This window comes from Allobosea sp. 05L423 (assembly GCF_056397745.1).
Map to the genome: position 1 here is coordinate 79,252 of NZ_JBFTOA010000010.1, position 14,832 is coordinate 94,083.

At 69.4% G+C, this 14,832-nt stretch carries 10 protein-coding genes; 4 read left to right on the top strand and 6 right to left on the bottom strand.

The window, feature by feature from the left end:
* Window positions 1–82 precede the first annotated feature (82 nt).
* Genes AC1DNE_RS20270 through AC1DNE_RS20280 form a run of 3 tightly spaced genes read left to right on the top strand, consistent with a single transcriptional unit; the run spans window position 83 to window position 3,198 of the window.
* Window positions 83–1,270, top strand: a complete 1,188-nt coding sequence (locus tag AC1DNE_RS20270; RefSeq protein WP_441473062.1) for a diaminopropionate ammonia-lyase — start codon at window positions 83–85, stop codon at window positions 1,268–1,270.
* The gene (locus AC1DNE_RS20275; protein ID WP_441473063.1) at window positions 1,267–1,944 is read left to right on the top strand and encodes a glutathione S-transferase family protein; all 678 of its coding nucleotides are present in this window, start codon (window positions 1,267–1,269) and stop codon (window positions 1,942–1,944) included. The genes AC1DNE_RS20270 and AC1DNE_RS20275 overlap by 4 nt, the downstream gene beginning before the upstream one ends.
* Window positions 1,945–2,001: 57 nt before the next feature.
* Window positions 2,002–3,198 carry a multidrug effflux MFS transporter gene (locus AC1DNE_RS20280; RefSeq protein ID WP_441473064.1) on the top strand — a complete coding sequence of 399 codons (1,197 nt, stop codon included), beginning with the start codon at window positions 2,002–2,004 and terminating at the stop codon, window positions 3,196–3,198.
* Window positions 3,199–3,383: 185 nt separating this feature from the next.
* Here AC1DNE_RS20280 and AC1DNE_RS20285 read toward each other — a convergent pair whose 3' ends face one another.
* Entirely contained in the window at window positions 3,384–5,534 is a 2,151-nt protein-coding gene (locus tag AC1DNE_RS20285) for a transglycosylase domain-containing protein (RefSeq protein ID WP_476765622.1), read from the bottom strand.
* Between the two features lie 266 nt (window positions 5,535–5,800).
* Between AC1DNE_RS20285 and AC1DNE_RS20290 the strand changes: the two genes are divergently transcribed.
* Window positions 5,801–6,193: a DoxX family protein gene (locus AC1DNE_RS20290; RefSeq protein ID WP_441473066.1), complete on the top strand. Its 393-nt coding sequence runs from the start codon at window positions 5,801–5,803 to the stop codon at window positions 6,191–6,193.
* A gap of 234 nt (window positions 6,194–6,427) precedes the next feature.
* Here AC1DNE_RS20290 and trxA read toward each other — a convergent pair whose 3' ends face one another.
* The 5 genes from trxA to AC1DNE_RS20315 form a co-directional block, all read right to left on the bottom strand.
* Window positions 6,428–6,748 (bottom strand): thioredoxin, encoded by a 321-nt coding sequence (gene trxA, locus AC1DNE_RS20295; protein WP_038366779.1) that lies wholly within the window; start codon window positions 6,746–6,748, stop codon window positions 6,428–6,430.
* 118 nt (window positions 6,749–6,866) lie between these two features.
* Window positions 6,867–7,523, bottom strand: coding sequence for a DUF1345 domain-containing protein (locus AC1DNE_RS20300; protein WP_476765623.1), 657 nt, complete (start codon window positions 7,521–7,523; stop codon window positions 6,867–6,869).
* On the bottom strand, window positions 7,520–11,020 hold the full coding sequence (gene addA / locus AC1DNE_RS20305; RefSeq protein ID WP_476841169.1) for a double-strand break repair helicase AddA: 3,501 nt from the start codon (window positions 11,018–11,020) through the stop codon (window positions 7,520–7,522). The genes AC1DNE_RS20300 and addA overlap by 4 nt, the downstream gene beginning before the upstream one ends.
* The gene (gene addB, locus AC1DNE_RS20310) at window positions 11,017–14,127 is read right to left on the bottom strand and encodes a double-strand break repair protein AddB (protein ID WP_476765625.1); all 3,111 of its coding nucleotides are present in this window, start codon (window positions 14,125–14,127) and stop codon (window positions 11,017–11,019) included. Before addB ends, addA begins: the two co-directional genes overlap by 4 nt.
* Window positions 14,120–14,824, bottom strand: a complete 705-nt coding sequence (locus tag AC1DNE_RS20315) for a nucleotidyltransferase family protein (protein WP_476765652.1) — start codon at window positions 14,822–14,824, stop codon at window positions 14,120–14,122. Before AC1DNE_RS20315 ends, addB begins: the two co-directional genes overlap by 8 nt.
* Between the last annotated feature and the right edge of the window lie 8 nt (window positions 14,825–14,832).

Here is a 14,832-nt window from a genome sequence, read left to right on the forward strand (position 1 = left end):
AACTTGCATAGGCCTGCCCGAAATCCAGCGCCTTTTTCGCCTCGCTTGCAATATCCATTCGTGAGCAAGCACCGAGGTCGCCATGTTCCTGCTCAACCACCACCCCGACTATCGCTCTGCCCTCCATCCCGACGATGTCGAGACGCTCGGCCCAGCCGGGGCCGATGCGATCGAGGCGCATCTCGCCCAGCGCCAGAACCATGTCCCGACGCCGCTGCGCAGCCTGCCCGGCCTCGCCGCCGCGCTCGGCATCGGAGCGCTCTTCATCAAGGACGAGGGCCAGCGCCTCGGCCTCGGCAGCTTCAAGGCGCTCGGCGGCGCCTATGCGGTGATCCGGCTCGCCTTGGAGGCGGCCTCCGAGAAGCTCGGCCGCCGCCTTGGCGATGCCGACATGAACGACCCTGCGGTCCGCGCCGTGGCGGCTGGGATGACCTTCGCCTGCGCCACCGACGGCAATCACGGCCGCTCGGTGGCGCAGGGCGCGCAACTGCTCGGAGCGAAGGCGGTGATCTTCGTCCATGGCGGCGTCAGCGACGAGCGCGTCGCCGCGATCGCCCGCTTCGGCGCCGAAATGGTGCGCGTCGCCGGCACCTATGACGATTCCGTCGTCGAGGCCGCCCGTGTCGCGACCGAGCGAGGCTGGACCATCGTTTCCGATACGTCGTGGGAAGGCTACGAGCGCATCCCCGGCCTGGTCATGCAAGGCTACACCGCCATTGCACGCGAGGCGCTGGCGCAGATGCCGGCGCAGCCGAGCCATGTCTTCGTGCAGGCCGGCGTCGGCGGCATCGCTGCCGCGCTCGCTGCGCAGATGCAGACCCGTTTCGGCGATGAGCGACCGTTCTTCACCGTGGTCGAGCCGTCGCGGGCAGCCTGCATCTTCGAGGCGGCGCGGCAGGGGCGGCCGGTCAAGATCGCCCATGGCGCGCCGACCGTCATGGCGATGCTCGAATGCTACGACCCCTCGCCGCTGGCCCTGCGCGTGCTCTACCGCGCCGCCGACGCCTTCCTGACGGCGGAGGATTCCGATGCCGTCGAGGCGATGAACCGCCTCGCCCGCCCGGCCGCGGGCGATCCAGCCATCGTCGCCGGCGAAAGCGGGGCGGCTGGGCTCGCCGGCTTGCTTGCGGCCCTGCGCAACCCGGAAACGCGCGCCGCGCTGAAGCTCGATGCCTCCTCGCGCGTCTTCCTCGTCAACACGGAAGGCGCGACCGACCCGGCGCGCTATGCCGAGCTCGTGGGCCTCGAACCGGCCGAGATTGCAGCATGACCGCATCGGCGCACGCCCCGTCCGAGCGGCTGACGCTCTATTCGCAGAGCCATTCGCCCTATGCCCGCAAGACCATCGTCTTCGCATATGAGGCTGGCATCGCCGATCGTCTCGACATCATCGACCACGAGACCAGCCCGACGAACCGCAACGCCGCGGTGTTCGCGGTCAATCCGCTCGGCAAGGTGCCGGTATTGATCACGCCGGAGGCAGGCGCGGTCTTCGATTCGCTGGTGATCTGCGACTATCTCGACGGGCTGCATGCGGGGCGGAAGCTGATCCCCGCGGCCGGGGCCGAGCGCTGGCAGGGGCTGCGCCTTCATGCCGTCGCGCAAGGGCTGTGCGATGCCGGCATCGCACTGCGCTGGGAGATGCTGCGCCGGCCGGAAGCTCTGCGCTACCCGCCGCTCCAGGAAGGCCAGACCGCGAAGCTCCTCGAATCCTATGACCTGCTGGAGCGGCAGGGGCCGTTCGACGGCCCCGCCGATATCGGGCAGATCGGATTGGCCACGGCGCTGGCCTGGCTGGAGTTCCGCGCGCTGCCGGATTTCCGGGCCAAACGCCCCCGTCTGACGCGCTGGTACGAGGAATTCTCGCAGCGCTCCTCGATGCGGGCGACCGCCTATCATGGCGAGACTCAGGACGGCCCGGCGCCCGTCGCCATTGCCGGATGACCGGCTGACGTCGTAGCAGGGGCGCGCGGCCGGTTCCGGCCGCGCCGGAGGCCGCCCATGAAGCTTCGTCCCGATACGCTGGCGATGACCGCCGTCCTCGCCATGCTGACGGCGCTCGGCCCACTCTCCACCGATTTCTACCTGCCGTCCCTGCCCGAGATCGCGCGGGTGATGGAGACGGATGTGGCCGGCGCCCAGGCGACGCTCTCGTCCTTCCTGTTCGGCTTCGCCGCGGGGCAGATCTTCTGGGGGCCGCTTTCGGACCGGCTCGGCCGCAAGCCCGTCCTGCTCGCTGGCCTTGGCCTTTTCACGCTGGCGACGTTGGCCTGCGCGCTCGCTCCCTCGATCGGAGCGCTGACATTCGCGCGGGCGCTGCAGGCGCTCGGGGCATCGGGTCCGATCGTGCTCGGCCGCGCCATGGTGCGAGACCTCTATGACGGCGCGCGCGCCGGACGCGAGCTCGCGCGGATGGGCATGATCATGGGCCTCGTCCCCGCCGTGGCACCGGTGATCGGCGGCGTGCTGCAGGTCGCCTTCGGCTGGCGCTCGACCTTTGTCGCCTCCCTCGCCTTCGGGCTGGCGCTGGCCATCGTCATCGTAACGGTCATGCCGGAGACGCTGCGCGTGCGCTCGCCGCAGCCGCTTTCGCCGATCGCGATCTTCCGCGGTTTCGGCGTGCTGCTGCACAACCGCGCCTTCCGCGTCTATGTCGCGCTCACCGCGCTCGCTTATGCCGGGCTCTTCGCCTTCATCTCCGGCTCATCCTTCGTGCTGATCGGCGTCTACGGGCTCACCCCGGTCGAGTACGGCTTCTCCTTCGGTTTCGGCGTGCTCGGCTACATCACCGGCACGATCATCGCCCAGCGGCTCGTCGGTCGGCGCAGCATGGACGAGGTGATCTCGCTCGGTGTCGCCTGCCTCGCCGGGGGCGGGCTTGCCATGCTGGTCGGCGTCCTCACCGGCTTCGGCGGGGCGGCAGGCGTCGTGGTGCCGATGGCGCTCTATGCCTGCGGCGTGGGGCTCACCATGCCGCAGGCTCAGGCCTCGGCAATGATGCCCTTCCCGGACCGGGCCGGTGCGGCCTCGTCCTTCAACGGCCTGTGCCAGATGCTGCTCTCGGCCTGCGTCGGGCTGCTCGTCGGCCATCTGCTCAAGAACGCGGCGCTGCCGCTGCCCCTGGTAATGTCTACGCTCGGCGTCGCCGCCCTCGTGCTGTTCCGGGCGACGCGGGCCATCCGCGCGGCGAAAGCTTAGACCGCCCTGCGTTGCAACAGCACCACGCCGTCTTTCCGGCGCTTCGCATCAGCGAGGAGCCCGGAACCATAACCAACGGTTCGAGCAGGATGACGCGGCTCGTTCGCAGGCTTTTCCTGAACCGCCTGCGGATATGGGTTCCGGGCTCGGCCCTGCGGGCCGCGCCGGAATGACGGTGCAGTTCTTCAGCCGCCGAAGAGCCGCTCGAAGAAGTTGCGCTCCTGCGGCGCCGGCTTCACCCAGGCGCGATCCGAACTGGCGGGCTGGGCCGGCGCGGGGGTGCCGGCATCGGCCACCGGCGCACCGTCGCCGAAGATCGTCTTCGGCGCGCCCTGCCAGAAGCCGCCGGGCAGCGGAATGGGCTGGGCGCCGGCATGGGCGGCCTTCATGTACTTGCCCCATATCTCGCCAGGCAGCCCGGCACCGGTGACGCGCTTCATCTTCGAATTGTCGTCATTGCCGACCCAGACGGCCGTGACGAGTTTGGCGGTGAAGCCGACGAACCATGCGTCGCCGTAATCCTGCGTCGTGCCCGACTTGCCGCCGACCTGCCAGCCCGGGATGTTGAACTTGCTGCCGGTGCCGCCGTTCATCACGCCGTTGAACATCGTATCCATCATCGCGAGATATTGCGGCTGGATGACCTGACCGAGGCCCGCGGCCTTGCGGGCATAAACGACCTTGCCGCTGGTCTGTCGCACTTCGCGGATGACATAGGGCAGCACCGACTGGCCGCCATTGGCGAAGGTCGCGTAGGCAGCTGTCATCTCCAGCGGGGTCACCTCCGACGTGCCGAGCGCCAGCGACAGGTTCGGCTGCAGAGCCGAGCTGATACCGAGGCGCTGGGCGGTGCGGACGACCTCCTTGGGCGTCACCTCCTGGATCAGCCGGGCGGACACCGTGTTGAGCGAATGCTGCATCGCCGTCGCGAGCGTCACCGGTCCGCGGAAGGTGCGCGAATAGTTCTCCGGTTCCCAACCCTTGATCGAGACGGGCGAGTCGTCGCGGATCGTGTCGGGCGTCATGCCCTTCTCCATCGCCGTCAGATAGACGAAGGGCTTGAAGGAAGAGCCCGGCTGGCGCCGCGCCGCCGTGGCGCGGTTGAACTGGCTCTTGGTATAGTCGCGCCCGCCGATCAGCGCGCGGATCGCGCCGTCCGGCGCGAGCGAGACAACCGCGCCCTGCGAGGCATTGAGCTTGGCGCCTTGTGCCGAGAGCGCATCGACCAAGATCGTCTCTGCCGAGCTCTGCAGCTTGGTGTCGAGCGTGGTGAGCACGGTCACATCGCCCTCGACCGCGCCGATGAAGTCGTCGAGCACGTCCATGACGTAGTCGGCGGCGTAATTGACCGAGCCGGCGCCGACACGCTCCGGCACCTCGGCAGGCGCGGTCAGCGCGGTCTTGGCCGCAGCCTGCGTGATGAAACCCTGATCGGCCATCGCGGCAATGACGAGCTGGGCGCGCTTCTCGGCAAGATCGGGATTGCGGTTGGGCGCGAGCCGCGACGGCGCCTGGACGAGGCCGGCAAGCATCGCCGCCTCCGCGATCGTCACCGAGCGCGCCGACTTGTTGAAATAGCGCTGCGCCGCGGCCTCGACGCCATAGGCGCCGGAGCCGAAATAGACGCGATTGAGATAGAGCTCGAGGATCTGGTCCTTGGTGTAGGTGCGCTCCAGCCAGAGCGCCAGGATCGCCTCCTGGATCTTGCGGGCGGCGGTGCGCTCCTGCGTGAGGAACAGGTTCTTGGCGAGCTGCTGGGTCAGCGTCGAGCCGCCCTGCACGCCGCCGCGGCCGCGCAGATTGGTGACGAGAGCGCGGCTGATGCCGATCGGATCGATGCCGAAATGCTCGTAGAAGCGCCGATCCTCGATCGCGACGAAGGCCCTGGGCAGATAGGGCGGGATCTCGCCGATGGTGATGGTGCGCCCGCCGGTCTCGCCGCGATTGGCGAGCAGCGAGCCGTCGGCGGCGAGGATCGCGATGTTCGGCGGCCGCTTCGGCACGGTGAGCTGATCGATCGGCGGCAGCTGCGAAGCGTGATAGGCGATGAAGCCACCAAGACCGATGGCGCACCACAGGCCGAGCACCATCGTCCAATAGAACAGCCCGCCGAGCAGCGAGCGCCGCCGGCGGCCGCGGCGCTTGCCGCCACCTCCTCCGCCGCTGCGCTTGTTGCGCACCGGCTGGCTGCGCGGCTGCGGACGCGGCGCAGCGCGGTGACGGTGAAGCGGGCGATCCTCATCAGAAACGCGCATGTCGAAATCATCGCGGCTTGCGCCGCTCTCGTCGTCGAAGGACGGCTCGCGCCGCTCTCCCCGTTTGATCCGGTCGTTCATCCTGTCCCGTTTCGGCCGACACACCGCCTTCGCAATGCGGTCAGGTCACACAGGATTCAAACATGGCGCTTTTAAGGGACGGTTAAGGGTGCGATGCGGCGGCGAAGGCACAGTCGTCGCGAGAACGTGATCAAACTTGCAAATGCGCAAACGAAATCGTCATCGAGCGGGATATTGCGCAAAATCGGAAGCCCTGCCTAAAACCCGGACGGGAAACGCGCAGGAACACATCGCCACTTATTCGTTTTCGTCGACAGAGGACCCAGATGAACTCGCTCAATCGCTATGCGCCGCATGTGCTCGGCCTGCTGCGTATCGTCACCGCACTGATCTTCATCCTGCACGGCACGCAGAAGCTCCTCGGCTTCCCGGCCCCGCCGGCCGGCGGCGTGCTGCCCCCGGCCTTTACGCTCATGTGGTTCGCGGGTGCCCTCGAACTCGCCGGCGGCCTTCTGATGCTCGTCGGCTTCCAGACCCGGATTGTCGCCTTCGTCCTCTCCGGCCAGATGGCCTTCGCCTACTGGATGGCGCATGCGCCGAAGAGCCTCTACCCGGCACTCAACGGCGGCGACGCGGCGATCCTCTACTGCTTCGTCTTCCTCTACTTCGTTTTCGCCGGGGCGGGTGCCTTCGCGATCGACAAGGAAAGCCGCGCCTGAGAACCTGAATTCAAAAGCCGTCGAGCCCCTTCCCACGGAGCCATCCCGGCAGGAACGGCGTCTCGAAGGATGCTCCAGGAAGCGATCGAGACATCAGGAGCGCCCTCCGACACGGCCTTTGATCCCCTCAGGACGAGGTCTTGGCCCCGGCCAAACCACCGGTCCAAATCGACGAATCGAAAAGGCCCGCTTTCCACCGAAAGCGGGCCTTCTTCATAGGGGACGCGAAACGGCTCAGACTGCCGCCGAGATCCAGCGCGACAGATCGCTCTTCGGCGCAGCGCCGACCTTCTGCGAGGCGAGCTTGCCGTCCTTGAACAACATCAGCGTCGGGATCGAGCGGATGCCGAACTGCGCCGGGATCTGCTGATTCTCGTCGACATTCATCTTGACGATCTTGACCTTGCCGTTGAGCTCGGTCGCGATTTCCTCGAGCGCCGGGCCGATCATGCGGCAGGGGCCGCACCATTCCGCCCAAAAATCGACGACGACCGGCTCGGACGACTTCAGGACGTCGGCCTCGAAGCTCTGATCGGTTACCTTGCTCGTTGCCATGACTGGCCGCCTTTCGGTTTTCAACGGGCGGCAATGCCGCCCTTCGCCAGCGAAGCTATGAACGCCCGCCCCTCCGGTCAAGGCGCGTACATCGCAGGGCAGAGCCGAGGCCGGCGCGTCACGACCCGGCTGAGACCAGACTTGCCCCGACATTGATCGCCATCGCCAGGATCGAGGTGTTGAAGACGAAGGCAAGGATGGAATGCAGCAGCACGACGCCGCGCGCCTGCCGCGTCGTCACGCCGATATCGGAGGTCTGCGAGGTGCAGCCGATCGTGTAGGAGAAATACAGGAAATCGACATAGTTCGGATCGGTCTTGCCCGGGAAATCTAGACAGGGCTTGGACTTGCCGCCGCGATAGTAGATGCCGGCATAGTGCAGCGTGAAGAAGGCGTGCAGCAGCGTCCATGAACACAGGATCGTGACGCCACCCAGCGCGAGGTGAATCCCGCGTCCGCTGGCCGGAACCGCCCCAATGCCGCTGAGCTGAACCACGATGGCGACCAGGCTGGCGCTCGCCGCCAGGCAGGCGATGGTAAGAATGGCGAAGGCACCCTCGTCCTGCCGCTCGGCCCGCGCCCTGATCTCGTCGACCGACTCGGTGAACATGGTCGCGCCAAGCAGGCCCAGATAGAAGATCGCGCCAGCATCCCAGGCAACCAGGAAGCGCGTCGCCCACCGCCAGTCGCCGGGCAGCAGCGCCGCCAACCCCACGCCAGCACCGAGAGCCGCCAGAAGGCGCGGGCGCAGCAGCAGGGATGGCAGGAGCTTCATGGCCGGGACGATCCGTCGGAGCGGCCGACGCTAGCGCCCGCCGCGGCGCCTGCCAAGGCGAGGAGCGCCGCGTCGAGCTGCGCGGCAGCAAGTTCGAAATGGGCGAGGTTCGCGGTGTAGACGACCAGCGCCCGGATCGCCCGGTCTGGATAGATCTCCTGCATCAGCGCGGCGTAGGCCGCGAGCTGCACCAGAGTCCCGACAGGAATCGCATCGGCCCGCTCCGGCGGCCGGGCTGTGGTCTTGAAATCGGCAATGACGACGCTTTCGGCGGTGACGGCCAGCCGGTCGATCCGGCCGGAGACCGCGCGCACCGCACCGTCCGGCAGGCGGATGGCGCCTGCGACGGGCACCTCCGCCAGCGCCCCTTCGGCAAAGAGCGCGGTAAGGCCCGGCTCGGCCAGGAGAGCGAGCGCCTGCGCGACGATGCGGGCCCGCCGCTGCGGCGGCAACGCGCCGCCGCGTGCCTGCGCCAAGGCGTCTGCCGCCCCGGTGCGGCGCTCGGCCGGAAGATCGGGCAGGAGCTGGAGCAGCAGATGCGCCAGCCGGCCGGCGGCAGCCGCCTCCGCGAGGAAGGGTCCGTCGCCCGGCCGCTCCTCGCCATCGGCTGCCGAGAGGGCGTTCGACGGCTTCAGCGGCGGTGCGGGCTCGGCCTCGCGCGGGGCGGGCTTCGTCAGCCAGGCGGGCGGCGGCAGAACCGGCTCGGCCGGCTGCACCTGCGCCTCTTCCTCCGCCGGCCTCGGAGGCGTCACGGAGAAGCGCAGGATCGCATCCTCGCCCTCCCCAAGGGTGGCGAGGCCGGCCTCCGACTGCGCAAGCCCTTGCGCAATCATCGCGTACCAGCTTCCGGCCGGCGGGTCGCCTTTGGCCTGCGCGCCGCAGACGATCAGCCGGTCCTCGGCGCGGGTCATGGCGACATAGAGCAGGCGATGATGCTCCTCGACCATCTGCGCGACGACGGTCGCCTTGGCTGCGGCCGTCGCCTGCGTGTCCTCGGCGCTCGCCGGTGGCCAGATCGGCACAAGGCCAGCGCGCGCCGTCGATACGGCGAGTATCTTCGGCAGACGCTTGGCGCCGGGCTCGACGCCGAGATCGGCGAGGATGACGATCTTCGCCTCCAGACCTTTCGAGCCGTGGACGGTCATGACGCGAACCTCGCCGGCGCTGGCCGAGAGATCGCGCTTCACGTCGGCGGCGCTGCCGGTGACATGCTGCAGGAAGCCGGCGAGCGAGGGGCCGTAACGCCGTTCATGATCGAGCGCGGCATTGAGGAAGGCATCGAGCGCGTCGCCCGCTTCTGCGCCGAGCCGGGCGATGGCGAGGTTGCGCCCGCCGCCGGGGCCGAGCAGCCCGGCAAAGAAGCGGAACGGGCCGGAACGGCCAGCCTCGCGCGCCCAGTCAACGAGCCTGGCTTCGGCAGCGGCATAGCGCGGCTCGCTCGCCGCAGCTTCCTGCAGGGCAGCTCGGAGCGAGCCCTTGCGGCCGGGCGCGAGGCGCAGGAGATCGTCGTCGTTCAGGTCGATCAACGGCGTCTTCAAGGCGGTGGCGAGCGTCAGGTCATCGTCCGGCAGCAGCAGCGCGCGGCCGAGCACGACGAGATCCTCCACCGCCGGATGCTCGGCGAGCGTCAGCCGGTCGCGGCCGGTAACGGGCACGCCGGCATCCTTCAGCGCCTTGACGATCGCCTCGAAGAGCGCGCCGCGCTGGCGCAGCAGGATCATCACGTCGCCGGCGGCGAAGGGGTTGCCGCGATCGTCACGGCGGTCGCGGTGCCAGCGCTGCAAGGTCCGCGCGATGCGTTCGGCGAGCTTTACCGTGCCGCTGCGGCGCTCGGGCGCGTCGACCGGCGTGGTCCAGGCGTCCGGCGGCTCGCCGGTATCGTTGGCGGCGAGCGGCCAGAGATCGACCGTGCCGGGCGCGCTGCGTCGAACCGTGTCGTGCATCTCGGGACGCGCCGCGCCGTCGAAGACGAGACCGCGCGCATGCTCGGGCAAGGCGAAGACGGCATCGACTGCCTGCATGATGTCCGGCGCCGAGCGGAAGGAGGTGTTGAGGCTGATCGCCTCGAAGGCGAGTTCGGCCTCCGCGATGCGCCGGCCGAGCGCACGGCGCTCCTCGCCGAAGGCGGCCGGCGCCGCCCCCTGGAAGCCGTAGATCGACTGCTTCTCGTCGCCGACGACGAAGATGGTGCGTGGCTTCGGCCTGAAATCGCCACCGCCGGTGAATTCCTCCGCGAGCTTGCGCAGGATCGCCCATTGCGCCTCGCCGGTGTCCTGCGCCTCGTCGAGCAGGATGTGGTCGATGCCGGCATCGAGCTTGTAGAGCACCCAGGCCGCCTCGACCCGCTCCAAGAGCGAACGCGTCCGCGCGATCAGGTCGTCATAGTCGAGCAGCGAGCGCAGGCTCTTCTGGCGCTGATAGGAGGCGAGCATGCGCGTGACCAGCAAAGCGAGCGCTGCGCTGCGGTCGCGGATGGCGACGGCGTTGATCGCATCGGCCGCCGTCAGCAGGCAGGCGGCGAGCGCCTCCAGCGTCGCCAGCGTGGCACTCTCGAACTCGGATTTGCCCTTGCCGCGGATATTGGCGTTGATCGTTCCGGCTTCGGTGATGAAGCCGCGCCGGCAGAAGGCGATCGGATCGCCATCATCCTGACCGGCGAGCAGCGTGCGCAGGGTCCCGGCGAGGTTCTGGCGCGTCGCGCTGCCGGCGTGGAGTGCCTCGATCAGGGCCTGAAGGCCAGGCAGCGCGGCCAATTCGGCGCGAAAGGCCCGCTTCACCGTGTCGGCATCGAGATCGGGGTCGATGCCGAGGAAGGCGGCGATGCCGGCCAGCATCTCCTGCGGATCGCGGGCGCGGCCGTTCTCGTCGCTGAACAGGGCCCGCTGGCGCAGCGCCTCCTGCACCATGGTCTCAAAGGAATCCTGCGCCGCGAGCTGCGCCAGCAGGTCGAGCGCGCTGGCCTCCGCCCCATCCGGGTTCGCGGCGACCAGGGCCAGCAATTCGCGCCGCGCCTCGCGCAGCATCTCGGCCTGGGCGAGATCATCGGCCACCTCGAAGCGCGGCGGCACGTTGGCCTCGAAGGGCGCGGCCTGCAGCACGCGGGTGCAGAAGGCGTGGATCGTCTCGATGCGCAGCCCGCCCGGCGTCTCCAGCGCCTCGGCGAAGAGGCGGCGCGCCTTGGCCCGCTCGGCGGCGGCCGGCGCGCTGCCGGTCAGATTGGTCAGCTCCTTGGCAAGGGCGGCCTCATCCAACGTCGCCCAGGCGCCGAGCGCCTTGAAGATGCGGTTGGCCATATTGGCCGCGGCCGCCTTGGTATAGGTGATGCAGAGCATCCGGCTCGGCTGGACGCCGTCCAGCAGCAACCTCAGCACGCGGTTGACCAGCACATGGGTCTTGCCAGAGCCGGCATTGGCCGAGACCCAGGCGGAGAGGCCGGGATCGGCAGCCAGCGCCTGGCGCTGATTGGTCAGCGACGGGACGATCCAGCCCGGCTTCACGGCTCGCCTCCTTCGTCGCCACCGGGCGCCGCCGACCATTCCTTGACCCGGGCGAGATGGTCGTAAGGGCTGGCGTAGCGGGTGTAGTCAGGTGCCCGCCGCGAGACATAGGCCTCGCGACCGGTGCGCAGCGCATCGAGATGTTTCAGCAGATTGTTCAGGTGGCGCGCGGCGACATCGGCCAGCGGTTCGCCATCGAAGTCGAGCGGCTTGTCCTTGGCCCAGCCCTTCGGGTCATGGTGGAGCTTCATGTAGATGACAGCCTCGACCGGCGTCGGCCCTGCGAGCCCCTTGAAGCCGGAACGCGCCGCCAGCTCGGCTTCCAGCGTCAATTGCGGCGCGAAACCCTTCTCGACCTGCGCCTTGCTGGGCGGAGCCCCGGTCTTGAAGTCGACGATCCGCAGCGCCGGCTCGCGCGTCAGCTCGATGCGGTCGGCCCGCCCGCTCAGGCGGAATTCGCTGCCGTCGGCCAGCCTGAAGCTCGCGCCGGTGAAGAGCTCGACGCCGATGCGGGCGATGCCGGGCCGCCTGCGCTCCTCCCAGCGGATGAAATGCCCGGCCGTCAGCAGGAAGCGCGGCCACCAGAAAGCGCGGACCTCAGGCACGTCATCGAAGTCGCGAAAGAGTCTGTCGCCGATGGCGATCAACTGCCCCAGCGCGTCGGCAGGCAATTGCTCGGGATAGGTCGTGGTGAAGCTCTCTACGATGTTGTGCAGCAGCCGGCCACGATCCTGAGCCGTCGGATCCTCGATCAGCCCGTCGAGGGCGTCGAGCTTCAGGATCTTGCGCGCGTGGATCTGATAGGGATCGCGATAAAGCGTCTCGACTTCGGTGACGCTGAGGGATAGCGGCTGGATTTCGCGCGGCGGGCGCGGTTTCGGCCGCCCAACCGGCCTCGCATCGGCGGGCGCGCTCAGCAGGGCGGCGAGCCCGCGCAGGCGACGGCCTTCGTCGAGCGCCTTGCTCCATGCCTGCTTCGGCGTCACCGCGTGCAGCCGCTGCCAAAAGCGCGAGGCGATGGTCTCGGCCTCGCCGACCTTGCGCGGCCGCGTCAGCGTGACCTCGCGCGCCGCCATCAGCGCCTGGGCGAAATCATGCGCGGTCTGGCCGATCCGGCGCTCCGGCGGCGAGAGGCCGAGCTCGGCACGCATCGGCCGGTTGATGAAGGAATCGGTCGTGGTCTGCGGCGGCCAGACCGTCTCGTTCAGGCCGCCGAGCACGATATGGTCGGCTTCGAGCAGGCGCGCCTCAAGCAGGCCCCATATGGCGACGCGCGGATGGCCCGGCGTCGCCCGCTTGACCGCGCGCTCGGCGAGCAGGCCGTCGAGAATCGCGACGAAATCCTGCGGCCGGCCGCCGGGCGGCATGACGTCCTTCGCCGCGACGAGATCGTCGAACAGCCCGGCCAGCGCCTCGCCATCTGGGCCGATGAAAGCGAGCGGCGTCCCGGCCTCTGTCGCGCTGACGGCGGTAACGGCCGCCTGCGCAGCTGCAGCGACGGCTCCAAGCGACGGCTCGCCGAGGAAGAGCGCTTCGAGCAGCGACGCGCAGGCTGCTTCCAGCGCGTGGAGCACGGCCGCTGCCGCGGCAGCATCCTCCGCCGTCAAGCGCCTGCGCGGGCCGGGAACGTGACCAGCCTCGCGCAGCTCGCTCCATTCGCCGAGCGCCAGATGCAGGCCCGCCAGCCCCCTGCCGACGGCATTGCCGCGCCAGCAGCCGATTTCCAGTGCCGCGGCTCCCCGCGCCAGCGCTTCCCGGCTCAAGCCAAGCCGGCAGAGCGGGTGGGCGAAGAGCGGGACGAGCGAGGCCGGCGTCATCTGCGCCAGCGCCGCCTCCAGGATCAGCCGCAGCAGCGAGCCTGCCGGCCAGCGCCCGAGCGGCTGCCCGGCGGAATCATCGACCTCGACGCCCCAACGCGCGAGCTCGACGGCGACGCGCTCGGCCAGGCCGCGATCGGGCGTCACCAGCGCCGCCCGCGCCTGCGGTCGCTCCAGCGTCTCGCGCAGCGCGATCGCGACAGTGAGCGCCTCCTCGCGCTCGTCGGCCGTCTCGACGATACGCAGGCCGGCGAAGCCTGCCTCCGCCTCGCCGGGCGCGAAACGTTGGCCGAGGTTCGCCCAAAGTTCGGTCACCGATGCCGGCAGCATCGCCTCGCGCAGCAGCTCTCCCCGCGTATGGCGTGCGGCATCGGGCACAGCCAGTTCGCGGACATCGGCGCGCTCCGCGCCGAGCGTCTCCATCAGCTGACGCAGCGCCGCCTGCGGATGCGACGGCGCGGGTTCCTTGGCGATGGCGTTCCAGGCGCGCTCGTCCAGCCCGAGATCGATGCCGGGCAGGACGACCGCCCCGTTTGGAAGCCGCGCGATGGCGGAGAGCAGCCGCGCCGTGGCCGGGACGGTGCCGGTCGAGCCTGCGGCGATGATCGGCCCCCTCGCCCCGCCCGCCAACAGCCGCTCGCGCTCCGCCGCCAGCATCCGATTGCGAAACTCGGCCGGGTCGATGGCGCCCTGATCGGCGAGAATCTGCGGCCAGGCTTCGCCGAGAATGGCGAGAAAGCTCGCATTGAGCTGCCAGACCCTGTCGAAGCGCGCGGCGTCGAGGCCGGCGAGCTTCTCGACCGGCACGCCTTCGGTCTGCATCTGATCGAGCAGGTCGGCGAGGTCGCCAGCCAGCCCATAGGCCTCCGCCAGCGTCGCCGGCACCAGGGACGGCTCCGACGGATCGAGCCTGAGATGGCTGCGGTTGGCGGTGCGGCCCCAGGCGTCGACGAGCCGGGTCAGCAGCATGCGGCGCGGCAGCGGCTCGATCGGAACAAGGCGCTCGCCCGTCCAGGCTCCGGAGCCGATCAACGCCGTCTCGGCCTCGTCGACATCGCCAAGCGGGACGATACGCGGCAGCAGGCGCGGTTTGCCGCCGAGCTTCTCGGCCAGGATCGCGGTGAAGGCGCGCGCGGCGCGGCGCGTCGGCAGGTAGAGCGTGGCGCGCGCCATCGCCGCCGGATCGCCGGGGTCGTGGATCGCCCCCAGGCGCCCGTCCAGCATCGCTTCGGCCAGCACATCCAGAAAGGGCGCGCCGGCCGGTGTGCTGAACAGATTGAGTTCAGGCATCGACCGGCTGCGCAGCGAAGGCGGCTTCCGCCGGCGCGATCGCCTCGGGCGTGCCGACATGCAGCCAGCGCCCCTCCAGCACTTCGCCGAACAGGCGACCTCGGGCGATGGCGCGGTCGAAGAGCAGATTGAGCGAGAATGGCCCTTCCGGCGTGTCGGCGAAGAGCTCCGGTTTCAGGATGGCGACGCCGGCATAGATCCAGGGCGCGCGCTCAGCCGCGCCGCGCCGGGTCAGGCGGCCATCCTCTCCGAGGAAGAAGTCACCGGCGCCGTCGAAGCCGAGGCTGGTCTTACGCTCGGCGAGCAGGAGCAGCATGTCCATCCGCGCCGGATCCCAGGCTTCGGACATCACGTGCATGGCTGGTCGGCCGGTCTCGCGCCAGAGCGCGTCGGAATTGACGTGGAAGAACGGCGCAGCTCCAAGCAGCGGCAGGGCCTTCTTCACGCCGCCGCCGGTTTCCAGCAATTCGGCGCGCTCATCAGAGATGGCGATGCGCGGCCGGGCGCGCCCGGCGACATGCGCCTCGACCTGCCCGGCGAGATGGTGGACGTTGACAACGGCGTCCTCGACGCCGGCATCGGCCAGCCGGTCGAGCATATGGTCCAGCATCGCCTTGCCCCCGATCTTCACCAGCGGCTTCGGCAGCGTGTCGGTGATGGGGCGCATGCGCTGCCCGAGCCCGGCCGCCAGCACCATCGCCCGGC